The 24,305-nt window shown below is 67.3% G+C and carries 21 protein-coding genes; 16 read left to right on the top strand and 5 right to left on the bottom strand.

The window, feature by feature from the left end; genetic code table 11:
- The first annotated feature begins 71 nt into the window (after positions 1 to 71).
- From lolA to fusA, 9 genes are all read left to right on the top strand, one after another.
- Positions 72 to 710, top strand: a complete 639-nt coding sequence (gene lolA, locus ABRP17_RS00355) for an outer membrane lipoprotein chaperone LolA (RefSeq protein WP_188324071.1) — start codon at positions 72 to 74, stop codon at positions 708 to 710.
- A gap of 144 nt (positions 711 to 854) precedes the next feature.
- Positions 855 to 2,150 (top strand): replication-associated recombination protein A, encoded by a 1,296-nt coding sequence (locus ABRP17_RS00350; RefSeq protein ID WP_349984544.1) that lies wholly within the window; start codon positions 855 to 857, stop codon positions 2,148 to 2,150.
- The gene (crcB, locus tag ABRP17_RS00345; protein WP_192093655.1) at positions 2,150 to 2,551 is read left to right on the top strand and encodes a fluoride efflux transporter CrcB; all 402 of its coding nucleotides are present in this window, start codon (positions 2,150 to 2,152) and stop codon (positions 2,549 to 2,551) included. The genes ABRP17_RS00350 and crcB overlap by 1 nt, the downstream gene beginning before the upstream one ends.
- Positions 2,552 to 2,822: 271 nt before the next feature.
- The gene (locus tag ABRP17_RS00340; RefSeq protein WP_349984182.1) at positions 2,823 to 3,818 is read left to right on the top strand and encodes an alpha/beta hydrolase-fold protein; all 996 of its coding nucleotides are present in this window, start codon (positions 2,823 to 2,825) and stop codon (positions 3,816 to 3,818) included.
- Between the two features lie 121 nt (positions 3,819 to 3,939).
- On the top strand, positions 3,940 to 5,316 hold the full coding sequence (locus ABRP17_RS00335) for an ATP-binding protein (RefSeq protein ID WP_349984183.1): 1,377 nt from the start codon (positions 3,940 to 3,942) through the stop codon (positions 5,314 to 5,316).
- A 54-nt stretch (positions 5,317 to 5,370) separates the two neighbouring features.
- A complete protein-coding gene (locus tag ABRP17_RS00330) occupies positions 5,371 to 6,444 on the top strand; it encodes an ABC transporter substrate-binding protein (RefSeq protein WP_349984184.1) in 1,074 nt (357 codons plus the stop codon).
- Between the two features lie 53 nt (positions 6,445 to 6,497).
- Positions 6,498 to 7,502: an iron ABC transporter permease gene (locus tag ABRP17_RS00325; protein WP_349984545.1), complete on the top strand. Its 1,005-nt coding sequence runs from the start codon at positions 6,498 to 6,500 to the stop codon at positions 7,500 to 7,502.
- Positions 7,499 to 8,260 (top strand): heme ABC transporter ATP-binding protein, encoded by a 762-nt coding sequence (locus ABRP17_RS00320; RefSeq protein WP_188324065.1) that lies wholly within the window; start codon positions 7,499 to 7,501, stop codon positions 8,258 to 8,260. Before ABRP17_RS00325 ends, ABRP17_RS00320 begins: the two co-directional genes overlap by 4 nt.
- Positions 8,261 to 8,662: 402 nt before the next feature.
- On the top strand, positions 8,663 to 10,690 hold the full coding sequence (fusA, locus tag ABRP17_RS00315; RefSeq protein ID WP_349984185.1) for an elongation factor G: 2,028 nt from the start codon (positions 8,663 to 8,665) through the stop codon (positions 10,688 to 10,690).
- Between the two features lie 134 nt (positions 10,691 to 10,824).
- Here fusA and ABRP17_RS00310 read toward each other — a convergent pair whose 3' ends face one another.
- Entirely contained in the window at positions 10,825 to 13,029 is a 2,205-nt protein-coding gene (locus tag ABRP17_RS00310) for a TonB-dependent siderophore receptor (RefSeq protein ID WP_349984186.1), read from the bottom strand.
- Positions 13,030 to 13,304: 275 nt separating this feature from the next.
- Here ABRP17_RS00310 and ABRP17_RS00305 point away from each other — a divergent pair, with 275 nt between their 5' ends.
- Entirely contained in the window at positions 13,305 to 13,577 is a 273-nt protein-coding gene (locus tag ABRP17_RS00305) for a hypothetical protein (protein ID WP_188324062.1), read from the top strand.
- Between the two features lie 115 nt (positions 13,578 to 13,692).
- Positions 13,693 to 14,439, top strand: coding sequence for a SapC family protein (locus ABRP17_RS00300; protein WP_188324061.1), 747 nt, complete (start codon positions 13,693 to 13,695; stop codon positions 14,437 to 14,439).
- 201 nt (positions 14,440 to 14,640) lie between these two features.
- Here the strand turns inward: ABRP17_RS00300 and ABRP17_RS00295 are convergent, their stop codons facing one another.
- Genes ABRP17_RS00295 through ABRP17_RS00280 form a run of 4 tightly spaced genes read right to left on the bottom strand, consistent with a single transcriptional unit; the run spans position 14,641 to position 18,529 of the window.
- A complete protein-coding gene (locus ABRP17_RS00295; RefSeq protein ID WP_349984187.1) occupies positions 14,641 to 14,991 on the bottom strand; it encodes a DUF2894 domain-containing protein in 351 nt (116 codons plus the stop codon).
- Complete coding sequence (locus ABRP17_RS00290; RefSeq protein ID WP_188327277.1) at positions 14,981 to 15,613, bottom strand: OmpA family protein; 633 nt, start codon at positions 15,611 to 15,613, stop codon at positions 14,981 to 14,983. The genes ABRP17_RS00295 and ABRP17_RS00290 overlap by 11 nt, the downstream gene beginning before the upstream one ends.
- Before the next feature lie 2 nt (positions 15,614 to 15,615).
- Positions 15,616 to 17,826, bottom strand: a complete 2,211-nt coding sequence (locus ABRP17_RS00285; protein ID WP_349984189.1) for a hypothetical protein — start codon at positions 17,824 to 17,826, stop codon at positions 15,616 to 15,618.
- Positions 17,816 to 18,529 carry a DUF3348 family protein gene (locus tag ABRP17_RS00280; protein WP_349984190.1) on the bottom strand — a complete coding sequence of 238 codons (714 nt, stop codon included), beginning with the start codon at positions 18,527 to 18,529 and terminating at the stop codon, positions 17,816 to 17,818. Before ABRP17_RS00280 ends, ABRP17_RS00285 begins: the two co-directional genes overlap by 11 nt.
- A gap of 155 nt (positions 18,530 to 18,684) precedes the next feature.
- Here ABRP17_RS00280 and ABRP17_RS00275 point away from each other — a divergent pair, with 155 nt between their 5' ends.
- The 5 genes from ABRP17_RS00275 (at position 18,685) to ABRP17_RS00255 (ending at position 24,257) form a co-directional block, all read left to right on the top strand.
- Positions 18,685 to 20,187, top strand: coding sequence for an MFS transporter (locus ABRP17_RS00275; protein WP_349984191.1), 1,503 nt, complete (start codon positions 18,685 to 18,687; stop codon positions 20,185 to 20,187).
- Positions 20,188 to 20,191: 4 nt separating this feature from the next.
- The gene (locus tag ABRP17_RS00270) at positions 20,192 to 20,743 is read left to right on the top strand and encodes a TetR/AcrR family transcriptional regulator (protein ID WP_349984192.1); all 552 of its coding nucleotides are present in this window, start codon (positions 20,192 to 20,194) and stop codon (positions 20,741 to 20,743) included.
- A gap of 81 nt (positions 20,744 to 20,824) precedes the next feature.
- Positions 20,825 to 21,568 (top strand): ABC transporter ATP-binding protein, encoded by a 744-nt coding sequence (locus ABRP17_RS00265; protein WP_372487037.1) that lies wholly within the window; start codon positions 20,825 to 20,827, stop codon positions 21,566 to 21,568.
- On the top strand, positions 21,565 to 23,004 hold the full coding sequence (locus tag ABRP17_RS00260) for a DUF3526 domain-containing protein (RefSeq protein ID WP_349984194.1): 1,440 nt from the start codon (positions 21,565 to 21,567) through the stop codon (positions 23,002 to 23,004). The genes ABRP17_RS00265 and ABRP17_RS00260 overlap by 4 nt, the downstream gene beginning before the upstream one ends.
- On the top strand, positions 23,001 to 24,257 hold the full coding sequence (locus ABRP17_RS00255; protein ID WP_349984196.1) for a DUF3526 domain-containing protein: 1,257 nt from the start codon (positions 23,001 to 23,003) through the stop codon (positions 24,255 to 24,257). Before ABRP17_RS00260 ends, ABRP17_RS00255 begins: the two co-directional genes overlap by 4 nt.
- Positions 24,258 to 24,305: the final 48 nt, after the last annotated feature.

The following is a 24,305-nucleotide window of genomic DNA, read 5'->3' as shown; positions in this document are numbered from 1 at the left end:
CCATGGATCGCCCATTCAGCATATGCCGGGCACACTCCACCTCATCCTTCCACGTTCTCCTGGAACTCGACATGCACGCCAAGATCCGACGCTCCCTTGCCACCACCGTGCTTGCCGCTGCGTGCCTGGTCTCGACCAGTGCTTGGGCAGGTGCGCGCGATGAGCTGAAAACCTTCACCACCGGCCTGAAGGGTCTGGATGGGCAGTTCAGCCAGCAGGTATTCGACACGCGTGGCAAGGTGAAGGAAACCACCAGTGGCCGCGTCGCATTGTCCGCGCCGCGCCTGTTCCGCTGGGAGTACCAGCGCCCGCACGTGCAGCAGATCGTGGCCGATGGCAGCAAGGTGTGGATGTATGAGCCCGATCTGGAGCAGGCTACCGTGCGCGCGCAGGGCAAGGAAGAACAGAACAGCCCGCTGACTGCGCTGATCAATCCGGCCCTGCTGGATCAGCAATACGATGTCAGCGAAGAAGCGGCGCCGCGCGATGGGCTGCAGTGGCTGTCGTTGACGCCGAAGCGTGAAACCGAGGCCAGCTTCCAGTTCGCCGCCCTGGGCTTCAATGCACAGGGGCTGGCGCGGATGGAAATCACCGATGCCGTCGGCCAGCGCACGCAGATCAGCTTCAGCGGCTGGAAGCGCAACCCGACGTTCGCACGCGGCACGTTCACCTTTACGCCGCCCGCTGGCACCGACGTCATCGGCGAATGATGGCGCCCGCGCGCCGGGCCCTGCTCGGCGCGTGCAGGGTCGTGGCTTTACAATAGGCGTGTGGCCAGACAACGTACCTCTTCATTTCCCGGCCCTGATCTACTGAGCGTGGATCGGGATCACCTGCGCCCGCTCGCCGAGCGGATGCGCCCACGCACGCTCGATGAGATGGTCGGGCAGAAGCGCCTGCTGGCGCCGGACAGCGCGTTGCGTCGTGCGGTCGAGTCCGGACGCGTGCACTCGATGATCCTGTGGGGGCCGCCGGGCTGCGGCAAGACCACCTTGGCCTTGTTGCTGGCGCAGTATTCCGACGCGGAGTTCCGTGCCATCTCGGCGGTGCTGTCCGGCCTGCCCGAGGTGCGCCAGGTACTGGCCGAAGCGGCGCAGCGGTTCGCCGAAGGGCGCCGCACCGTGCTGTTCGTCGACGAAGTGCATCGCTTCAACAAGACCCAGCAGGACGCCTTTCTGCCGCACATCGAGCGCGGCACGATCCTGTTCGTGGGCGCGACCACGGAAAATCCGTCGTTCGAACTGAACTCGGCGTTGCTGTCGCGGTGTCGCGTGCACGTGCTGGAAGGCGTGTCGCCGCAGGACATCGTGGAGACACTGCAACGTGCGCTGGCCGACAGCGAGCGTGGCCTGGGCACCGAGGGCATCGAGGTCGATGACGCGCTGCTGCTGCAGATCGCCACGGCGGCTGACGGTGACGTGCGACGTGCGCTTACCTTGTTGGAAATCGCTGCCGAACTGGCCGTGGACGAGGGCGGCCGGATCACCCCGCAGACCCTCTTGCAGGTGCTGGCCGACCGCACCCGTCGCTTCGACAAGGGCGGCGAACAGTTCTACGACCAGATCTCGGCGCTGCATAAATCGGTGCGCTCATCGAACCCGGATGCGGCGCTGTATTGGCTGACGCGGATGCTGGATGGCGGGTGCGATCCTGCGTATCTGGCGCGTCGCCTGACCCGCATGGCGATCGAAGACATCGGCCTGGCCGACCCGCGTGCGCAGTCGATGGCGCTGGAAGCGTGGGATATCTACGAGCGCTTGGGTAGCCCGGAAGGCGAGCTCGCCTTTGCGCAGTTGGTGCTGTATCTGGCCAGCACCGCCAAATCCAATGCCGGCTATGCCGCCTTCAACCAGGTGCGCGCTGACGTGCGTGCATCGGGCACGCTGGAGGTGCCCCTGCACCTGCGCAATGCGCCGACCAAGCTGATGAAGGACCTGGGCTATGGCGCGACGTACCAGTACGACCACGATGTGGAGGGCGGCATCGCGCTGGACCAGACGGGTTTCCCGGATGCGATGGGCGAGCGCGTCTATTACCAGCCGGTCGCGCGCGGGCTGGAGATCAAGCTGAAGGAAAAGCTGGACCGGCTGCGCGCGCAGCGCGAGCAGGCGCGGGCGGGCAAGCAGGACGTGGGGCAGGGCGACAGCTGATGGGCAGTGGCCTGTGGTGGCAGCAGCTGGGACTGGTGATGGCCGGCGGCGCACTGGGGTCGGCGCTGCGGTTCCTGATCGGTGATGCCCTGCTGCGCAGTGTGGGGCAGGGATTTCCGTGGGGCACGTTGACGGCGAACTTCATCGGCGCGTTCGTTGCCGGTTACCTGTTGGTGTGGCTGCAGCAGCGTGGGGGCAACGTGGTGTTGTTGCGCGCGTTCCTGGTGATCGGGTTGCTGGGTGGCTTGACCACGTTCTCGTCACTGATGCTGGAAACCCTGGTGTTTGCGCGAAATGATCGGGCTGCGTTGGTGCCGCTGTACCTGGGCGTCAGCGTGGTCGGCGGCATGTTCCTGGTGTGGCTGGGTGCACGCTTGGCGGAGTCCGCGCGGGCGCTGTGAGGGCGCAATCGTGGGGCACGTCGCCCTGGTAGCGCCGAGCCGTGCTCGGCGGAGAAACAAAGGCGCCGCGCTGCGCGCTCGCCGAGCGTGGCTCGGCGGTACCGGGTGCAGGCCGTTTCACCGGTAGTGACGGCCGCTGGCCGTCAGACGTGCTCGGGCGTTGCGGAAGCGAAAGCGAGAACCATTCGCATTTGATAGACTGGCGTACGAGGCGTTCGATGCCTTGTCGGACACCGGCCGGTGCCGGCGCACCTGTTGCGAGCCTTGTCCCATGTTCCACCGCACGTCCTTCCTCAAACGCGCTGCACTGCTCACCGCATGCTGCCTGTCCGGCCTCGCTGCCGCGATGTCCGTGCAGGCGCAGCAGCGCAATCCCGATCAGATGATGGGCCGGACCGTGCTCGATGCTCCCTCTTCCAGCTACCGTTTCGAACGGTTCGTGGTCCACAGTCCGGACGGGGAGCGCCACTGGCGCGTCAATCTCGCGATCCCGTTGAAGGCCAGTGCGACTCCCGCTCCGGTGCTCTATGCCCTGGATGGCAATGCCGTTGCGATGGTGCTCGACCCGCCGCTGCTGACCGAGCTCGCCGCCAGCAAGGCGCCGCCGGTGCTTGTGCTGGTCGGCTATGACAACGAGCGCCGCATCGATTCGCTGCAGCGCACCCGCGACTACACCGTCTGGATCGACCGCGCCGACGATGAAAACGGCACCGCGCAGGTCGTCGGCGGCGGCGCGTTCGCGTTCCAGGAAGTCATCGAGCGCCAGATCAAACCCGAGGTCGCGCGGCGCGCCAACGTGGATGCGCAGCAGCAAGCGCTGTGGGGCCATTCACTGGGCGGGCTGTTCGTGCTCAGCAGCCTGTACACCCGGCCCGCGGCGTTCCAGCAGTACATCGCGGCCAGTCCGTCGTTGTGGTGGAGCCAAGGTGCACCGCTGGGCGACATGGAAACCCAGTTCAGCGAAAACCGCGCCGGCCAGTCCGCCCAGTTGTGGGTGATGCTGGGTGGGGATGAGCGCACCGGCAACCGCGGGGTGCGCGACATGGGCAACCCGCGCGTGGTCGCGCACCTGCGCCGTATCGGTGGCGCACCGCCGGATGCCGCGCATGCACTGGCCGGTCGGCTTGCCACGCAACCGGGTCTTGAAGTGCGCTATCGCGAGTTTCCGGGCTTGGGCCACGGGCCGATGTTGCCGGCCTCGTTCAAGGCCGCGCTGTCCGCGCTGTACGGTATCGCCGATCACAGCGGTGACCCCGCACGCCCCTGATTTCCGGCCTGCGGCGACCCCGTCGCAGACCACCCTACCCAGGCATCCTGCGCATGGCAGGCGAACCGCCCAGGCAATGACACCCTGCGCCCAGACGGCGCACCCCTGCAAGGAGCCTGTCATGACCCTCTGTACTCCGCTTCGCACCAGCATCCTCGCCGCCGGCATCCTGTTCGCCGTCGCTGTATCCGCACAGCCCGTGTTCGATGCACCGGCCAATGGCTTCAAGGGCAAGCTCACCGCCCGCAGTGAAAACCCCGTAGCGGGCGGCAAGGCAGAGATCATCGGCAGCGATTTCGTCCCAGGCCAGCGGGTGGATCTGCTGCGTGGCGACACGGTGCTGACCCCGGTGCCGTTCACGGTGGATGACAACGGCCAGTTCAAGACGGAGCTGCTCATTCCAGACGACGCCGTGCCGGGCCAGCATCCCTTGGTCGCACGCGCAACGGGTCCGGCGGCCGCTGCGGTCGCCACGCTGCGGGTGTCACCGCAGTTGGCACTGAGCGGGCAGGATCGCTTCAGCTCGGCGTCCAACAAGCTGGTGCAGGGCCTGTACCAGAGCGCGTACAGCGCGGCCAGCAACGCGATCTTCGTGACCTCTGCCGTGGGCCGCCCGCCGGTGACCCAGTCGCAGTTGTTGAAGGTGGATCCGGCTTCACTGAAGGTACTCAAGACCATCACCCCGGCGAAGGTGCCCGGCGGCAAAGGGGACAGTGTCTACGCGGTGTACGGCGTCGGCGTAGATGATGCCAACGGCACCGTGTGGGTGACCAACACGCGGCAGGATACGGTCGCCGTGTATCGGCAGGCCGATCTGTCGCTGGTCCGCCAGTTCGATGTCGGCGCGGTGCCGCACGCGCGCGATGTCGTGGTCGATAGTGTGCACGGCAAGGTCTTCGCGTCGGCAACCGGCGAGGACCATCTGTCGGTCTTCGATGCCAGAACGCTCGCGTCGCTGCCCCCCATCACGCTGGCCTCCGGCGAAGACGAGGGCAAGTTCGTGCCGATGAGCCTGGTGCTCGACGAACACGCCGGCAAGTTGTTCACCGTCAGCATCGGTACCGCCGAAGCAGCGGTGATCGACGTGGCCAGCGGCAAGGTCGACAAGGTGATCGCACTGGGCAATGCGGCCAGTGCGTCCGGCGTGGCCTACGATGCGAAGACAGGGCGTCTGTTCGTCGCTTCGCAGGGCAGTGACAACCTGCTGATCGTCGACGTGGCGGCAGGCAAGGTGCTGCACGATGTCGCCGTGGGTGCCGGCGCCCTCAACGTCGCCTTCGATCCGGTGTCCGCGCTGGCCTACGTCAGCAATCGCGGTGCGGGCACGGTGACGGTGGTGGATGTCGATGGAAAGGTAGTCGGCAATCTCGATGGCGGTACGTTCCCCAACCACGTGCGTGCCGACGGGAAGGGCAATGTCTTCGCCGTGAACAAATCCAAGGGCGCCGACGATCCGAACGGTGACCGGATCACCCGTATCGCGCTGCGCCAACCGTAACCTGCACCCGTATCGACGGGGCGGCCATGTGTCGCCCCCTCCAGGAGCCCCTGCATGAACCATCCGATCACCCGATCCGCTTCGACGCTGGCCATGGCGATGGCAGTCGCCCTTGCCGTGAGTGGCTGCAGCGGAAGTGGCGAGCCGGCGAAGGCCGACGTGGCCGTACAGGCTGCTGCAACGCCTTCCGCCGCACCGGAAAAGCAGGCGGACCCTTCCGCCGTGCTGCCGCCCGGCTGGCAACGGATCGGCGGCGAGCGCGTGCCGTCGGTGGCGGCGGGCGAGGCAACGTTGCCGGCCCGGGTCCGGTCCGACGACGGCGTGGAGGTGGAGGTCGACGATGCCAGCCGCATCATCGCGGGCGGCGATGACATCATCGCGGTGATCGAGGCATTCGGGCAGGGCGCGCAGATCTTCGCCGCACCGACCAACGCGACGACCGATGCGGGCCGGTCTGCGCCCCATCGCTTCCTGTTCAATCGCACTACGGGCGTGGAAGGCGTGCTCAGCCTCGGCGGGTCACTGTTCCTGGGCAACAGCCTGCGCCGTCATGGCGATCTGGCGGACAAGCTGCGTGCGGTGGGGCAGGATGCGGTGATCATCGACGATCTGCAGCCGGCGCCTGACAAGGTGCGCAAGGTGGCCGCCGCGGTGGGGCGCGCCGAGGCCGGTGCAGTACTGGCGCGTGCGGTGGAAGAACAGCTGAAAGAAGCCGCCGCGATCGCTGCGGCCAGCACGCGTCGGCCCCGGGTCATCCACGTATCAGCCACGGGCGCTGGCGGCAATCCGACCGTGGCCGGTGCAGACAGTGCCTCCGGCACGCTCATCGCGTTGGCGGGCGGTCTGAACATCGGGACCGAAGCGGGTGTGGCCAATTTTTCCGCGCTGAGCAACGAAGGTGTCCTGGCGTCTGCGCCGGAGGTGATTCTGGTCACTGCGCATGACCTGCAGTTGTTCGGCGGTGCCGACGGTCTGTGGAAGGCCTATCCGACGCTCAAGCAGACGCCGGCCGGGCAGGCCGGACGGGTGTGGGTGATGCCGGACCTGCAGTTGAAGTACACCAGCGTGGGCTCGGGGGCGGGCGCGCTGGCACTGGCGCGGGCACTGGCGGCGCTTCCGCCGGCATGACCGTGATGTCGTTCCAGCTGCCACCGGACCGGCGACGCCGACGTGGCCAGCTGATGCTGCTGGTGGTGTTCATCGCCCTGCTGGCGGCGGTGCTGGCGTCGTTCGCTGTCGGGCCGTTGCGCCTGCCGCCGATGGAGGTCCTGCAGGCGCTGGGGGTGAAGCTGGGCCTGGTGGATGCCGCGCAGGTAAGCGCGCGCGATGTGGCCGTGGTGTGGCAGTTGCGGATCCCGCGCGTGCTGCTGGGTGCCATCGTGGGGGCGTCGCTGGCGATGGCCGGTGCCAGCCTGCAGGGCTTGTTCGGCAATCCGCTGGCCGATCCGGGGATCGTCGGTGTCAGCCAGGGCGCGGCCCTGGGCGCGGTCGCGGCCATCGTGCTCGGCGCGGCCACCGTGGGCGGATGGGTGATCCCACTGGCTGCGTTCACGGGGGGCGCGGTGGCGATCAGCATCACGTACGCGCTTGCCCGGCCCGGCCGGGGTGATGGCAATGCGACCCTGCTGTTGGTCGGTATCGCGATGGCAGCGTTCTGCTCGGCGTTGATCGGCTTCTTCACGTATATCGCCAGCGAGGCGCAACTGCAGTCGCTGGTGTTCTGGCAGCTGGGTTCGCTGGCCAGCGCGGACTGGGCCGATGTGGCAGCGGTGGTGCCGCTGTTCGCCATCGGAGTGGTGTGCCTGCTGCGGCTTGCCACGCCATTGGACATGCTGGCGCTGGGGGAGCGACAGGCGCAGCATCTGGGTCTGGATGTGGCGCGGACGCGTCGCCGGCTGGTGGCATTCAGTGCGCTGCTGGTCGGTGCCGCCGTCGCGTTCGCCGGCTCGGTCGGCTTCGTCGGCCTGATTGTTCCGCACGTGGCACGGCTGCTGGTGGGGCCGGGACATCGCTGGATGCTGCCACTGTCCGGCGTGCTGGGTGCATTGCTGATCGTGGTGGCCGACACCATCGCGCGGACGTTGGATCCGCCATCTGAAATTCCACTTGGCCTGTTCTCCGCTGCGTTGGGGGCGCCGTTTTTCCTGTGGCTGGTGATGCAGCGGCGCAGCAAGGGAGGCGTATGAGCGTGCTGTTGACCCTTCGCAACGTGGGCGTCGTGCGCCAGCAGCGGGCCATCCTCGCGGCGGTCGACCTGGGGTTCATGGCCGGCACCGTCACGGCGCTGGTCGGGCCGAACGGGGCAGGGAAGTCCACCCTGCTCGGCGTGGCATGCGGCGACCTGCAGGCCGATTCGGGCGAGGTATTGCTGCATGGCAGGCCGCTGCAGGCGATGCAGGCCGGCGCGCTGGCGCGCGAGCGTGCGGTGATGCCACAGGAGCATGCCGTGCGCTTTGCCTTCAGCGTGGAAGAGGTCGTGGCGATGGGGCGCCTGCCGCATCCGCCCGAGCCTGCTCACGATGCACGCCAGGTAGAGGCTGCACTGGATGCGGCCGAGCTGCAGCCGCTCCGCCAGCGCGAGGTGCAGCAGCTCTCCGGCGGGGAGTCCGCACGCACGACGTTCGCGCGCGTGCTGGCTCAGGCCACGCCGGTGCTGTTCCTCGATGAGCCGACGGCCGCGCTCGACCTTCGCCATCAGGAGCGCACGCTGCGAACCGTCCGCGGCCTGGCCGATGCCGGGGCGTGCGTGATCGTGGTCCTGCATGACCTCAATCTGGCCGCAGGCTATGCCGATCGCATCGTGCTGCTGGAGCAGGGGCGCGTGGCGGCGGATGGGCCGCCTGCCGATGTGCTGACCGAATCCACGTTGCGCCGCGTGTACCAGCAGGACGTGCTGGTGCTGCAACACCCACGGCGGCCGGTGCCGCTGGTCGTGGTGGTGTAGCCAGATCGATCGAATGCCCTGTAATCCGTTGCAGTGTTCTGCTGGTGCATTCAATCAGCGCTTGTTTCCAGCGCGAACAAGCGCACACTAGCGCCTCTCTTCCATTTCATTCGCTGGCCCGTCCAATGAACGCTGTTCCGCTGCTGACGTTTCACCTGCTGCTCCGCGCCTGCGCGGAACGGGGGCGTCTGCCCGGTGGACTGCAAGGCCGCTGACCGCATACCGGTCGCCCTTGGACCCCCAGCAGAGCGCCCAACCGGGCGCTTTTTTTGTTTTCAACCGCCGCACCCACGAAGGAGAACGTGCCATGCACCAGATCGCCGAGACCGAACGCTAGCCGCGTGTCCTGCCGCCAACCGGGACACGCGGTTCCTTGTGGTTGGCATCAGCAGGAGCTCCACCATGAACACCCACACCCTTTCGCTGCGCCGCAACCTGGGCATCATCGCGCACATCGACGCGGGCAAGACCACGCTCACCGAACGCCTGTTGTGGAAAACCGGGCAGATCCACCGCGTCGGCGAAGTCCACGACGGGGCGGCCACCACCGATTTTTCGGCGATCGAGCGCGAGCGCGGCATCACCATCGGCGCGGCCGCCGTGCAGGCGCACTGGGCGCCGCGCGATCTGCCGGCACATCGCCTGACCTTGATCGACACCCCCGGACACATCGATTTCGCCATCGAAGTGGAGCGCTCATTGCGCGTGCTCGACGGTGCGGTCGCCGTGTTCTCGGCCGTCGACGGTGTGCAGCCGCAGTCTGAAACCGTATGGCGGCAGGCGCGTCGGCATGGCGTGCCGCTGCTCGCGTTCGTCAACAAGATGGACCGAGTCGGCGCGTCCTTTGATCGCGTGGTGCAGCAGCTCGCCGAGCGCCTGCACGCACGTCCGTTGCCCCTGGGCATCCCGGTCGGCACTGAAGGCGACTTCGCTGGCTGGGTCGATCTGGTGGATCGCCAGCTGCTGCACTGGGACGCTGCAGGAACCTTGCAGCGGCGACCCTGGACGGACGTGGAGGCCGTGGCGTGGCGGGCAGCGCGCGATGCGTTGGTCGAGGCCGTCGCGGAGCTCGATGACGGCGTGGCCGATGCGTGGCTGGAGGGCGCTGCGGTGGACGATGCAGCGCTGCGCGCGGCGCTGCGACGGATCACCGTACGCGGCGCTGGGGTGCCGGTGCTCGCCGGTGCTGCGTTCAAGGGCAAGGGCATCGAGTCGCTGCTGGATGCGGTAGTGGATTACCTGCCTTCGCCGTTGGACCGGCCTGCGGTGACTGCCCGCCAGGGCGAATCGGTGGTGGACGTGCTACCCGACGCGCAGGCGCCGCTGGCCGCGCTGCTGTTCAAGGTCACGCATCCGCAGCAGGGCGCGCTGGCGTTCGTGCGCGTGTACGCCGGCACGCTGCGGGTGGGCGACCGTGTCGCCAGCTCCCGCGTCGGTTCACGACGTGTAGGGCGGCTGGTGCGGGTGCAGGCTGACCAGCTGCACGACATCGACCATGCGCAGGCCGGCGATATCGTCGCGGTGATGGGCTGGAAGGACGCCAGCAGCGGCGAGACGTTGTCGGCGGTGAAGCAGCCGCTGGTGCTGGAAGCCATCCAGACACAGCCGGCGGTGCTGGCATGGCGGCTGGAAGCGGTGCAGGCCAGTGACTTGCTGCGCATCAGCCAAGGGCTGGCCAGCTTGGCCCAGGAAGATCCGTCGTTCCGCGTGGAAACCGATCAGGACAGCGGTGAAACGCGGGTATGGGGCATGGGCGAGTTGCACCTGGAGGTGATGATCGAACGCCTGCGCAGCGAGTGGAAGGTGGACGTGCGGGTGGGCCAGCCCCGGGTGGCCTACCTGGAAAAGCCGGCCGCCGAGGTGCTGGGCATGGTGGGCCGTGTGGTCAAGCAGAGTGGGGGGCAGGGCCAGTTTGCCCACGTGGTGCTGGACCTGCGTCCCCGCGACGACGATGCCGTGGTGTTCATCGACCGCGTGGTCGGCGGCGCGATACCGCGTGGCTTCATCCGGGCAGTGGAGCAGGGCGTGCGCGTGGCGCTGGAAAGCGGGCCACAGGGTCACCCGGTGGTGGGGGTGGACGTCGTGTTGCTTGACGGCCAGACCCATGCGAAGGACTCGTCCGAGCAGGCGTTCCATCGCGCTGGCGCAGAGGCGGTGAAGTCCGCCCTGTTGCAGGCCGGCACGCAACTGCTGGAGCCGCTGATGGCGCTTGAGGTGCTGGCACCTGCCACGACGGTCGGCGACGTGGTCGGTGACCTGCAGCGGCGCCACGGCCGGGTGCAGGCGATCGACGAGCAGGACGGTCGATCGCAGGTCAGCGGATTGGTCCCACTGGCCCGATTGGTGGGCTACAGCAACGCGTTGCGCTCGCTCAGCCAGGGGCGCGCCAGCAGCACGATGCAGCTGCATGGCTACGCGCCGGCAGCATGAGGAAAGGAAGTGAGGGGCGGCCACGGCCGCCCCTTTTTTGTGCCCGGCGGGTAACGCCGACCCAGGGTCGGCGAGCGCGCAGCGCGGCCTGTGTCCGGCATCGCGGGGCCGGAACGAACAACCGGCTTCTGCTGTTACCAACCCACACGTGCGGTCGCCATCACCGTGCGGCCGCTGCCGTAATAACACGATGACACCGTGGTGCAGGTGGAAACGTAGCGGCGATCCGCCAGGTTGCTCAGGTTCAACGCCAGCTGCAGATCGCTGTTGCCGATGCGGCCCACGTCGTAGCGGATGGCCGCGTCGAACAGGGTGTAACCGGGAATGCGGTACAGGTTCGCGCTGTCACCGTAGCTGCGCCCGTTGTAGCGCGTGCCCGCAGCAAGGCTGAGACCATCCAGCGCGCCGCCGCGGAACGTGTAGTCCGCCCAGAACGAAGCGGTGTAGTCCGGCACCATGATCAGCTGTTTGCCTTGGTACTGGTCGGAGCGGGTCATCTCCGAATCCATCCACGTAGCGGCGCCGATCAGGCTGAAGCCTTCGAAGGGCGTCACGCGTCCCTCCAGTTCCACGCCACGCACCCGCCCCTCACCGTCCTGGATCGAACAGCGCGCATCGGCGGTGGCGCCACAGGTGTTGTGGCTCGGGTCCGGATCCTGGGTGAGCAGGTTCTGCTGGCGCAGGTCGAACGCAGACAGCGTGACCAGGCCATCGATCGCAGCGGGCTGGTACTTGATGCCCGCCTCCCACTGGGTGCCCGTCACCGGATCGAATGCAGTCCCGGCGAAGTTGTTCAGCGGGCTGGTGGAGGAGGGCTGGAATGATTCGGCATAGCTGACATACGGCGTCAGCCCGTTGTCGAACACGTACAGCAGGCCCGCGCGGCCGGTGAATGCTTCATTCTTGATCACGCTGCGCGGTTGCGTGACCGTTGCGCCGGTGACCGGATTGCGTGTCGCGCTCGATGCGTCGTCCTTGGTCCAGTCGTAGCGCCCTCCCAGCGTTAACCGCCAGTTGCCCAGCGCAAGCTGGTCCTGCAGGTAGACACCACTCTGCCGATTGCTGCCCTCGGTGGGACTGAGTGAGGTGACCTGCGGCACGTAGCCGGTGTAGACCGGGTTGAAGATGTCGATCGGGCGCGGACTGCTCATCGCGCCGCGCACGCCCTCCCAGTCCGCACGCTGCCAGTCCCAGCCCAGCAGCGCGACATGGTCGACGTTGCCCGTCGTGAAGCGCGCCTGCAGGCGCGTATCGAAGGTGTCCCCATCGGAATCGCCGGTGCCGTAGGTGGCGCGTCGTGCCTGCGTGCGGCCGTCGGCGTTGAGTGCGCCATTGGTCACTACGCCGCGATAAAGGGAATCCACGTGCGTGCGGCGCGCGCTCTGGCTGAAGGTCACCTGGTCATTGAAGGCGTGCTCGAACATCCAGCCTGCTGTCCACAGGGTGCGGTTGAAGGTGTTCCAGTCCGGTTCGCCGATGAAGGTCGTGTTCTTCATGTGCCCCTGCGACGTGGCGCGCAGCGTGCCGTCCATCGGCAGGAACTGGTAGGTCGACCCGCCGTCGTCCTTCTGATACATGCCCAGCAAAGTGATGCGCGTGCGCTCGGCCATCTGCCAGGTGTAGCTCGGCGCCAGGAACCAATGCTGCTGCTCGGTGTACTTGATCTGCGTGTCGCCGTCGCGATACAGGCCGACCAGGCGCACCAGGTGCGCATCATCGTCGGTGCCGGTGCCCACATCGAACGCTGCACTGTACTGACCGTGCGCATCCAGCCCCAGTCGCAGTTGCTGACGTTGGTCCGGCTGCGGCGTCTTGCTGACCTGGTTGACCATGCCGCCGGGTGCGACCTGGCCGTACATCACCGCAGACGGTCCCTTCAGCACTTCCACGCGCTCCAGGTTCCAACTGTCGAACATGCTGCGGTTCCACTGGCTGCCCTGCGGTGCACGCATCCCGTCCAGGGTCACGTTGTTCGCCCAGCTACCCGCATCGAAGCCACGGATGCGGAAATCGTCGACGCGGTTGTCGATGCCCGAGCTCTCAAGGCTGACGCCGGCCACGTAGCGCATGGCATCGTTGAGCGACTGCACCCCGCGCGCATCCAGCTCGGCGCGTTCGATCACCGACACGGACTGCGGTGTTTCGGCAACCGACGTGCTGGTTTTCGTGGCACTGCTGACACTGTTCGCCGCGCGGTACGCGTTGACACGGACTGCATCCAGCTCGGTAGCGCTGCCGTGCTGCGCGTGGACAGCGGGTGCGAACGCGGCGAGCGCGCAGGCGAGGGCGAGCGGGTGGCATGAAAGAGAGGAGAGCGGGGCGCGTGCGGTCTGGGTCATGGGCGTGCGTGTGCCGGCCGGCGCCGCACGGATCAGGCAGATCCAGGTGCGCGGGGCCCTGCGGTTGATGAAGGTGACAGCCAGCGTAACGCCACCGAGCCAGAGATGCAATCAAGAAGCATTCGCATCAATAACAGCTGGCGATGGGTGACGTATGTGGAGGCGATTGAAAAACAGTGGCGAGACGCCTGAAATCAAGCGGATTCGTGACGAAAAAGCTGGATTAAAGTGATGCCTCACGATAAAGTGCGCGGCCGTTTCATCTGTCCCCCCGCATGCGCGACGATAAAGACCCCGGCACCTTTGAACTGTCCCTGCCGCGCAAGCGGGGCAGGCCGCCGAAATTCGGGTATGCGATGAGCGATGCGCAGCGCGCGGCGCGCTACCGTGCACGTCGGGCGGGCCAGGCCAATCATGCTGACGTGCGCAAGTGCAGCGACATGGTGCTGCTGGACAAGATCCGCTCGTCCATCCGCGGCAAGGATGCCGAGCTCACCGGCTTCCTCGTGCACGTGTTGTGGCAGCGTTATCCGCTGCAGCTGAAATGAGTCATTCGTGACGGGGTGGTGATTGCAACACGGCTTGTTGATAATGCGGGATTGAAGTTCCACCCGCATGCGCGCCCGGGATGGCTGGCGCGACGAGTAGAGATGGCATTCCACGATGACGACCGGCAACGACACCCCGCCCGCAGAAGGCAGCAACATCCTGTTCTACAGCCGCCCGGTGCCGCTGCAGTCCGATATCCACGGTGACCTGCGCATTCTGCCGGGCAAGCTGGATTTTGCGGCGAAGAGCAATGCGATCCCGCTGATCGTCGGCGAGTTCTCGCTGGCGCTGCATCACTTCCCGATCCTGTTCGCTGGCCCCGGCGCGGTGCCGATGGCCGCCACGGGTGTCACGGAAACCAACCTCTTCATCACCGATGGCAAGTGGGAGCCAGACACCTACGTGCCCGCTTACGTGCGCCGTCATCCCTTCATCTTCATCGACACCGACGGCAGCCAGAACTTCGTGCTCGGTGTGGACGAAGACAGTGATCGCCTGGTCAAGGGCGGCACGGAAGGCGAAGCGCTGTTCGTGGACGGCAAGCCGAGCGAACTGCTGCAGCAGGCGATGGAATTCTGCGGCCGTTTCACGGGCGAGCATGATCGCACGCAGGCGTTTTCCAAGGCGCTGATCGAACACGACCTGCTGGCCGTGCGCAATGCGAATGTGCGCCTGCCGAACGGTCGCGAGCTGACCCTGCAGGGCTTCAGTGTGGTGGACGTGGAAAAGCTGCAGGCGCTGCCCGATGCAGTGGTGCTGGAATGGCACCGCAATGGCTGGCTGGGCCTGGTGCACCAGCACCTGATGTCGCTGTCCCGTTTTGCTGACCTGACGCGTTTGCAGGCCCAGCGCGACGCGTGATCGCGGGACGGCGCGGGCGTCCCGATGGACGGGGCGCCCGGATTGTAATGCTCCCGGGCATCCACGGTGCTGCTGATGCGTGGGTGGGATACATGCGGCGCGGCGCGGCGCTGTTCTGCTCCTGGTAGAGCCGACTTCAGTCGGCTGCTGTCCGTAAGCCGACTAAAGTCGGCTCTACCACACGGCTCTGCCGCTCGGCGCTTACCGGCGCTTGCGGGGCGGGCGTTTGGTGGCTGCTGCGTTGGCCGGTGGCAAGCGTTCCAGCCAGGCCAGCGTGTCGGCGTGGGCGATGAAGTGGCGCAGGTACGCCGGCGACAGCGCGTGCATCGTGTCCAGCATCCGGTGCACCAGGACGGCCGAATTGAGCGGGCCGCCTTCGGCGGGGGTCTGCTGCAAGGCGATGCGCAGGCGGCTGTCCGCGTGCAGTTGTTGCCAGGCATCGCGCAGCGGCTGCAAGGCAGGCAGGTGCGGATAGTGCGCGGCGGACGCTGACGCTTCGTCCAGCCGCCTGACCAGGCCCGCCAATCCCTGTACGTCCTGCTCAGTGGCCATCGGTGGGCGCCTTCGCGCCGGGTCGCGGCATTGGTGCGATTTCCACCCGGCGATTGCGTGCGCGGCCGGCTTCGTCCGCATTGGAGCTGACCGGCTGCTCGGCGCCGAAGGCCGCGGCGAACACCGCAGATGCGGGCAGGCCTTCGGCGATCAGCGTCCGGGTAACCGTAAGCGAGCGCTGCGCCGACAGCTCCCAGTTGTCGGCGAACTGGCGGTTGTGGGCGTGGACCGGCTGGTCATCGGTGAAGCCGCTGACCATCAGGATGTCCTGGCGCTGCGCCAGCCAGCCTTTCAGCGGTCCGGCCAGGCTGCGCAGCACCTCGCGTCCTTCGGGCTGCAACTGATCGGAGTTCAGTGCGAACAGGACGTTCCCGCTGATGCCGATGCGCCCATCCACCAGCGTCACCCGCCCGCCCGCCAAGGGGCCGGCCAGTGCCTGCTCCAGCGTCTGCTCGGCGGCTTCGCGCTGCTTTACCTCTGCGTCCAGCCGGCTGGTGAGTTCCAGTTGCATCGCGACCACGCCGACCAGGATCAGGACGAACGCGCCCAGCAGCACCGACATCAGGTCGCCGAACGCCGCCCAGATGGGGGTGCTGCTTTCGTCTTCCAGTTCGTCATGCAGGCTCATGCCGAACCTGCTGCGCCACGTGCATCGCCCAGCTGGCGAAGCTCCTCGGTGATCTGCTTCTGCGACAACAGGCTGAGGTCAACGACTTCACGTGCCTGCGCCACGTAGTACGCCAGTTGCTCATCGCTGCGCGCCAGCGAGGCATCCAGCGCACCGGCGAGCTGCTGCAGGTGGGCGGACAGTGATGTGCTGCTGTCGGCAAACGTGGTCACCGCGCCTTCCAGCCCGCTGGCCAGCGTGCGGGTGCCGGTGGCGGCATCGTTGACGCCGGTGATCACGGCCTGCAGGGTCTGCGCTTGTGCGTCGACCTGTTCGGCAAAGTGCTCGCCGGTGCGCTGCATCAGCCCCTGTGCGTTCGTGATCAGGTCATCGACGGCACCGCGCTGGGCCAGCGAGGCAGACTGGATCGACTCCATCAACGTGCCCAGCGTGCCCAGCAACTGCGCGCGCTCTTCCAGCAGGGCGGTGTCGCGCACCAGGCTGTCGGACAGGCGCTGGCGCAGCTCGGCAACCACGTCGGCGGCGGCACGCGGCGCCTCGCTTGCCGTTTCCAGCAGGCGCGCAATCTCCGTGATGGTCGCGCTGGATTGTGCGCGCGCTTCTTCGCTGATCCCGCGCGCGGCCGCTTCAAGGGTGGCGATGATCTGCTGTTGCTGCTGGCGCGCCTGCTCGCTGCTGTGTTCCCACCGCAGGGCAGTCTGTTCGGTGATCGTGGCAAAGGCCTCCGACCACTGTGTCAGCCGGGCGGCGTCGCCTTCGCCAGCGCGCTCGATCAGTGCTTCCTGGCGCTGCTGCAGGTCGGTCAGCGTGTCGCGGACCAGGTGCTGCTGGGCAAGCAGGGACGCCTGTGCGGAATGGCTCGCGTGTTCTGTCACGGCCGCGAGCGCCTGTTGCTGGCGCTCCGCAAGCGCCGACCATTCGCTGCCCAGCCGTTGCTGCTGTTCGCGCTGGCGCGCATCGATCTGCTGCAGCAGCTCTTCGTTGCGCTGCTGCTGCCGCTCGATCACTTCGTCATGCGACCCACGCAGCGCATCAAGCAGCGCCCGACTGGACTGCTGCTGGTCCTGCAGCGCGCTGTCCACGCGACGATCCGCCTCGGTGGATACGCGGTCGATGGCGGCCTGCACGCCGTCCAATTGCTGCTGTACGGCGGAGGTCACGCTTGCCTGTGTACGCGTAGCGGTATCTTCCAGGCTGCCCAGCGTTTCCTGCAGCAGGGGCTGCAGGGCGCTGCCGATGGCTTCACTGCCGCGGGTCACGGCACGCTCAAGCGACGTACTCAGCGCATCGGCCAGTTGCACCTGCGCCTCGGTGTTGCGGGTCAGGAACGCCTCCTGGCGCGCGGCAAGCTGATCGTGGCTGGCCGCGCTTGCCTGCTGCATGCCGTCCACGACGGACTGGATCTGCTGGGTCAGCTGCTGCTGTGTCTGCTCGTGGCGGATCAGGAACGCGTCCTGCCGCGCATCCAACTGCGCGTGACTGGCTTGGTTCGCCTGCTGCACGCTCTCTACCAGTGCGTGCATCTGCTGCACGAGGGTGGGCAGCAGGTCGGATTGACCCTGCAGCAGGCGCAGGCTTTCATTGCGCTGCCATGCCTGTCCGTGGGCCTGCAGGTCGCTGCCGATGCGCAGGTCCAGCGCCTGCACGGCTGCGTGGCGTTCGCGGCGCAGCAGTGCCGACAGCAGGCCGAGCATGGCCGATGCCGCGACGCCGGCGATCGAGGTGCCGAACGCCACCGCAAGTCCTTCGACCGGCGAGGCCAGCGAGCCGCGGATGGCCGCAAGATCGGTCGCGCTCTGCAGCGCCACACCGGTGCCGCGCAGGGTCGCCATCATGCCGAGCAGCGTGCCGAGCATGCCCAGCAGCACCAGCAGGCCGACCAGGTAGGGCGTCAGCGCCGGGCCGGGCAGGGCGGCGCGGCTTCCTTCGATACGCAGGCGGGCACCGGTGCGAAGCCCCTCCGGCAAGCGCAGCAGCCAGCTGCCGAGGTCATCGCGTGCACTGCCTGCGTCGGCCACGGCGGTGGCAAGCGCTCGGGTGGCGCGATGGAACTGCAGCAGCTCCATCGCGCCCACGCAGTAGCAAGCTGCAATGAGGAAGGCGACTGCCGCGCCCACGGCGTGGTGGCCGATATAGCCGATGCCGATCCACAGGGCGGCGCTCAGGCCGAGGACGAAGATGATCAGGTGCAAAGCGTTACGCAGCATGGGGTCCTGCTCGGTGCGGATGAAGGGCCGCAAGCAGCCCCTCGATCGGGTGGAAGCGGAGGTCGAGCTCGGCCAGCAGCAGTTCGCGCACATCGTCGCGTAGTGCCGCCGGCCAGGGCGCGGAAGGAGGGGAGGCCGTGCCGGGTGCCGTGTCTTCACCGGTTTCCGGATCGGCGGGTGCCAAGGTGGCCTTGGCATGGGCGGCCAGGCGCGCACCGAGCGCGTCCAGCAAGCGGAACTCACGCGGCGCCAGTGCCTGTTCCATCACCGCATCGATCTCGGCCAGGCGCGCGCACTGGGCGTCCCCTTGCGCCAGCAGATCGCGCAGTCGGCCGCGCAGTCGGCCGGTGCTCGTGAGCTGCCCGCGCTGCAGGGAGGCGTGGCGGCGTTGCAGTTCCGCCGCGTCGAGTGAATCGTCGAGCGCCTCAACCAGCGCGTGGACCGCATCGCGGTGGGCGCTGTGCGCACGCGCACACTCCTCCTCAATGGCTTCACGCGTCAGCGTCGCGGCGACGTCGGGAGCCGGTGGCAGTGCGCCGTCCAACGCGCGCGCCAGGGCGACCGCGCGGTTCCAGTCGACCCAGTTGCCCAGCGCGGCGGGCAGGGCAGGGCTGTCGGAGGAGAGCGGCGGGTGGCCGAAGCGGGCCAGGGTGCGGATCAGGGGAGGCCCTGCGACGGGCGGCCGGTGTGACGGTTTCGCCATGTTCGGAAGGGCCAAAAGACGCGATTTTACACGCTTGCGTTCGTTGTCGCCTGACCGGCGCGGCAGGGCGCTGATAGCGGCTGCAGCGTGCAGCGTTCACAAACTATACCGGACGTCCGGTATAGTTTGATTATTCCTCGTTTCGTGCCGCCCTCATGACCCTCCTTTCTCCTGCCCGTCGTTGGAGTCTGCTGTTCACCGTGGCGGCCGGCCTGTTGCTGGTCACCCTGGACAACTCCGTGCTCTATACGGCGCTGCCCACGCTGGCCAGCGAACTGGATGCCAGCGACAGCCAGCAACTGTGGATCATCAACGCCTATCCGTTGGTGATGGCCGGCCTGTTGCTCGGTGCCGGCACGCTGGGTGACCGTATCGGACATCGCCGCATGTTCCTGGCCGGGCTGGTCGCCTTCGGCGTGGCCTCGCTGGGGGCGGCGTTCTCGCAGACCGCTGGCCAGTTGATCGGTGCGCGCGCCGCGTTGGCGGTGGGGGCTGCGGCGATGATGCCGGCGACGCTTGCGTTGATCGGCCTCACCTTCCACGAAGAGCGCGAGCGCAACCTCGCCATCGCGATCTGGGGCTCGGTCGCGATCATCGGCGCAGCCCTTGGGCCGATCATCGGCGGTCTGCTGCTGCAGCACTTCTGGTGGGGTTCGGTGTTTCTCATCAACGTGCCGGTGGTGGTGCTGGCGATCATCGCCACCCTGGTGCTCGCGCCAAAGGGCGTGCCCGATGCCAGTCGCACGTGGGACGTCGCCTCGTCGTTGCTCGCGCTGGTCGCGCTGTCCGGGCTGGTGCTGGCCATCAAGTCCTGGATCGCGGTGCCGCCCGCCTGGGTCACCGGCGCGATCGCGCTGCTGGTGGCGGTGATCGCAGGTGCTGCCTTCGTGCGCCGTCAACAGACCTTGCCGTATCCGCTGCTCGATTTTGCGATCTTCCGTAACCGCGCCTTCCTGTCGGGCACGCTGGCGGCCGTGTTTACCTTGTTCGCGTTGGCCGGCCTGCAGTTGGTGACCACGCAGCGCTTCCAGCTCATCGCTGGATTCAGTCCCCTGCAGGCGGGCCTGTTGGTATCGGTCGCGGCATTGGGCAGCCTGCCCAGCGCCCTGCTGGGCGGCAGCATCCTGCATCGGGTGGGCCTGCGACCGTTGATCAGCGGCGGCCTCGCCTGTGGTGCCGTGGGCGTGGCGGTGATCGTGTTCGGGTTCCCGCACGGACTGGGCTGGGTCATCGGCGGCATGGCGCTCACCGGGATCGGAATGGGCGCCACGATTTCGGTCGCCTCCACCGCCATCATCGGCAATGCGCCGTCCCACCGCGCCGGCATGGCGTCCTCGGTGGAAGAGGTGGCGTACGAGTTCGGCGGCCTGCTTGCCGTGGCGATACTCGGCAGCCTGGGTGCCGCACTGTATACGGCGTTCCTGCCGGTGGATGCGTCGTTGCCGGCTGCCGCGCGCGATGGCATCAGCCACGCTCTGCAGGCGGCAGGCAACACCGCACCGGCGTGGCTGGACGATGTGCGCGTGGCCTACGACCGCGGCTACCAGACGGTGCTGGGCGTGATCGCACTGGTGCTGGCGGCGGGCGCGATCCTCACCGGCGTGCTGCTGCGCCGCGCGCCGACGGTGGCCGAAGCGCGCAACCATCCCGTACATTGAGCCGATGAGAGCCAGCAACAAAACCCGCATCCTCGACGCCGCTGTCCGCGTGATCAACCGCGAGGGCGTGCGCGCGGTGACCTTCGAATCGGTATCCAGCGAGGCGGGGCTTACCCGCGGTGGACTGCTGTATCACTTCCCCTCGCGCGAGGCATTGCTGCGCGGCATCGATGCGCATCTGGTGCAGGGTTGGGAAGCGTCCATGCAGGCGATCGCAGGCAAGCCCACTGCGCAGACCACCGCCGTGGAGCGCTACGAGGCCTACATGCGGGTGTCGGCACAGAGCGCTACCCGGGCCGAGCTGTTGTTCATGCTGGAATCGATGGATCCGGAGACCGGCAGCGCGCCGTGGAACGAGGCCATGCTGCGATGGGCACCGTCGCCGCCCGCAGCGGGCACTGTCGCGCCTTCGGCATGGGATCCCTTCATTGCACGCCTCGCTGCCGATGGCCTGTGGATCTACGAGGCCATGTACAACGGCACCCTCGATGCAGCCGAGCGCGCGATCATCGTAGCGAGGCTGGCGCAACTGCTGAAATCGGAACCGGCGAGCTGACCCGGCGCGAGGAGAAGCCCAGCGGCCTGCGCCTCATGACAGTAATGTTATGTAATATCATATCGTGATAGGCTGCGCGGCCTGCTTTCAAAGGGACTGCCTGTGCCTGCCGATACGCCTGTTGTCGAGATCCGCGACCTTTCCATTTCCTTTGCCGGCAAGTCGGTGCTGTCCGGCCTCGACCTGACGGTTGATCGCGGGCATATCTATGCATTGCTGGGGGGCAACGGGGCCGGAAAATCCACCACGCTGTCGGCGCTGCTCGGTTTCGTGCGGCCCACCGCAGGGGATGTGCGGGTGGCAGGCCTGACGCCATGGGCCGATCCGGAGCGCGCCCGTGCACAGCTGGCCTATTTGCCGGAGAACGTGGCGTTGTACGACCACCTCACGGCGGTGGAGAACGTCGACTACCTGCTTTCGCTCAGTGGTCGCCGCCAGCCTGCAAGCGCAATCGCCGACGCACTGCGTGCGGCGGGCCTGCAGGAAGCCGCGTGGTCGCAACGTCTTTCCGGCTTCTCGAAAGGCATGCGGCAGAAAGTGGCCATCGCGCTGGCGCTGATGCGGGAGGTGCCTCTGTTGCTGCTGGACGAGCCGACGTCCGGCCTGGATCCCGGCGCGAGTGCGGATTTCCACGCGCTGCTGCAACCGGTCCGGGCACGTGGGACCGCGGTGCTGATGGTGACCCACGATCTGCTGGGGGCGGTGGAGATCGCCGATCGCATCGGCGTGCTGGACAATGGCCGCATCGTGTATGAAGCCGAGCGCAGGGATTTTGACCTGCGCACGCTGCATGCGCACTTCGTGGGCCGGGAACGCGCCGCATGAGCGCACTGCTCTCGGTGATGCGCAACGAACTGCGCGCCTTGGTCAGGCAGCGCACGGCGCTGGCCGGCATTGTGCTGATGGTCGCGTTGACCGTCACCGCGACGGTCGTGTCGCTCCACCATGTGGCGGCAGCGGCCGAGCACCGCACTCGCCAGCAGGCGGAGGCGCAGGCCGCGTTCGATGCGCAGCCGGACCGGCATCCGCATCGTGTCGTTCACTACGGTCACTTCGTCTACCGGCTGCCGTCTGCGCTGGCCGCCTTTGATCCCGGCGTCGACCCCTTCACCGGCAGCAGCATGTTCCTCGAAGGCCATCGGCAGAACACGGCCAACTTCGGTGATGTCATGCAGAGCTCGATCCTGACCCGCTTCGGACAGCTCACCCCGGCCTTCGTGCTGCAGATCCTGGCGCCGCTGGTGCTCATCTTCCTCGGCCACGGCCTGCTGGCGCAGGAGCGCGAGCGCGGGACACTGCGCCAGCTGATGCTGCAGGGGGCAAACCGCCGCGCGATTGTCGGTGGCAAGTTGTTGGCCTTGCTGATCATCGCGGCGGCGTTCCTGTTGCCCGCCGCGCTGGGCCTGGGGTGGCTGGCCGTGGGTGCGCCAGCGTCGGCGCTCGTGGCACTGGGGGTGCTGGCGGGATACACGCTCTATCTCGCGGCATGGTGCCTCGTGATCACCGCCGTATCGGCGCTGCTGCCGCGTCGACGCGATGCCTTGCTGGGCATGATCGGTGGCTGGGCCGTGGTGGCACTACTGGTGCCGCGCATCGCACCGGACGTGGCCTATACGGCCTTCGCGCTGCCCGACCGGCTGCAGACCGAGGTCGGCATCGCGCGCGACCTGCGCGCCATGGGCGACAGCCATGATCCAGCAGATCCGTACTTCGCCGGCTTTCGCCAGCGTGTGCTGGACCAATATGGGGTGGAGCGGATAGAGGATCTGCCCGTCAACTACAAAGGGTTGCTGGCGATGGAAGGGGAGCGGCTGACCTCGACGCTGTTCAATCGGTACGCCGAGCACAGCGCCCACATCCAGCACGAGCAGAATGCCCTGGTCAGCCGCTTCGCGCTGTTGAGCCCGGTCATCGCCATCCGACAGCTGTCGATGGCCGCAGCGGCCACCGATCTGCGCGCCCATCTGCGCTTCATGGACCAGGCCGAGCAGCATCGCTATGGACTGGTGCAGCAGCTCAACCAGATGCAGGCGGATGCGGTGTCCTATGCGGACGACACCGCCAGCGACGCCGGAGCGGACCAGCGCAAGCGCGTTGATCGCGCACAGTGGCAGGAAATCCCCACGTTCCATTACACGCCGCAGCCGCCCGACGGCGTGTTGCGATCCCTGCTGTGGCCGCTGCTCAGCCTGCTTGGCTGGGCGCTGGCCGGTGCGCTGCTGATGGGTGGGTCCATCCAGCGGCTGGGAGGTATGCGATGAGCCTCTGGCGGTATGAGCTGCGCATGATGCTGCGCTCGCGGGTTGCCGCTGCCGCGCTGGTGCTGCTCAGCCTGCTTGCGCTGGCCAGCCTGGTGGCGGGCGTGCAACGCATGGACAGCCAACGCGAGGCGATCGCACGCATCAGTGCCCTCCACGCGGAGGATCTGGCCGCGGTGTCCGCCGGGCACGGCGATTCCACCGATGCCGGGCGTGCGGCGTACTACAGCTTCCATCCCACGTGGAATCCGCCGTCGCCACTGGCCTTCGCCGCGGTAGGTATGCGCGATGTGGCGCCCTACATCCTGCGCGTGCGGGCCCTCGGCCTGGAGGCGCAGATCCACGATGGCGATACGTTCAATCCAGAGCTTGCACTGGCCGGTCGCTTCGACTTCGCCTTCCTGTTGACCTTCCTGCTGCCGCTGTTCGTGATCGCCCTGATGCACGACATCCGCTCGGCCGAAACCGAGACCGGTCGCGAACGCATGCTGCGCAGCCTGCCACTGCGGATGGGCCGGCTTTACGCGCGCCGTGCGACGGTGCGGATGGCGGCGCTGTGGATCTGCGCAGGGTTGCCTTTCCTGATCGTGGCACTGCAGCAGCAGGTGGCGGCGAGCCAGATACTGGCCGTGCTGGGCCTGACGGCGGGCTACCTGCTGTTCTGGGCGGTACTGTGCCTGCTGGTGGCGTGGCGCGGCTGGAACTCCGGGGTCAATGCGGCAACCTTGGCCTCGCTGTGGGTGGTGGTCGCGCTGGTCGGGCCTGCCTTGGCGAACGTGGGCATCGAGCGGGCCATTCCGGTGGAGCAGGGTGCCGGCATCGCCCGCGCGCAGCGCGAGGCGGTCAATGGCGCGTGGGATATTCCGCGCGAGGACACCATGCGTCGCTTCTACGCGGCGTATCCCGAATGGCGCGACTCGCCGCCATTGGGTGCCGACTTTCATTACAAGTGGTATCTGGCGTTCCACCAGAACGGCGACGATGCGGTGGCACACCTGGTTGCCGGTTACCGGCAGGGCATCGAGCAGCGGACCGCCGCGGCGTCCGCTTTAGGGTGGCTGTTGCCGCCGGTGGGGTTGCAGGTGGCCTTGACCCGCATGGCCGACACGGACATGCAGGCGCACCTGGCCTACCAGGATCGCGTGCGCGACTACCACGCGCAGCTGCGTCGCTATTTCTACGGTTTCCTGTTCACCGATACCCCATTCCATGAGCCGGACTACGACAAGGCGCCGCGCTTCGACGCGGATCGCTGATCGTTCTCCTGCCTGTTCACCCCCTTTCCCTTCACCGATGAGTTGCCC

Source organism: Stenotrophomonas sp. WHRI 8082, from assembly GCF_040223995.2.
Taxonomy (GTDB): domain Bacteria; phylum Pseudomonadota; class Gammaproteobacteria; order Xanthomonadales; family Xanthomonadaceae; genus Stenotrophomonas.
This window is presented reverse-complemented; position numbering and strand designations above follow the sequence as displayed.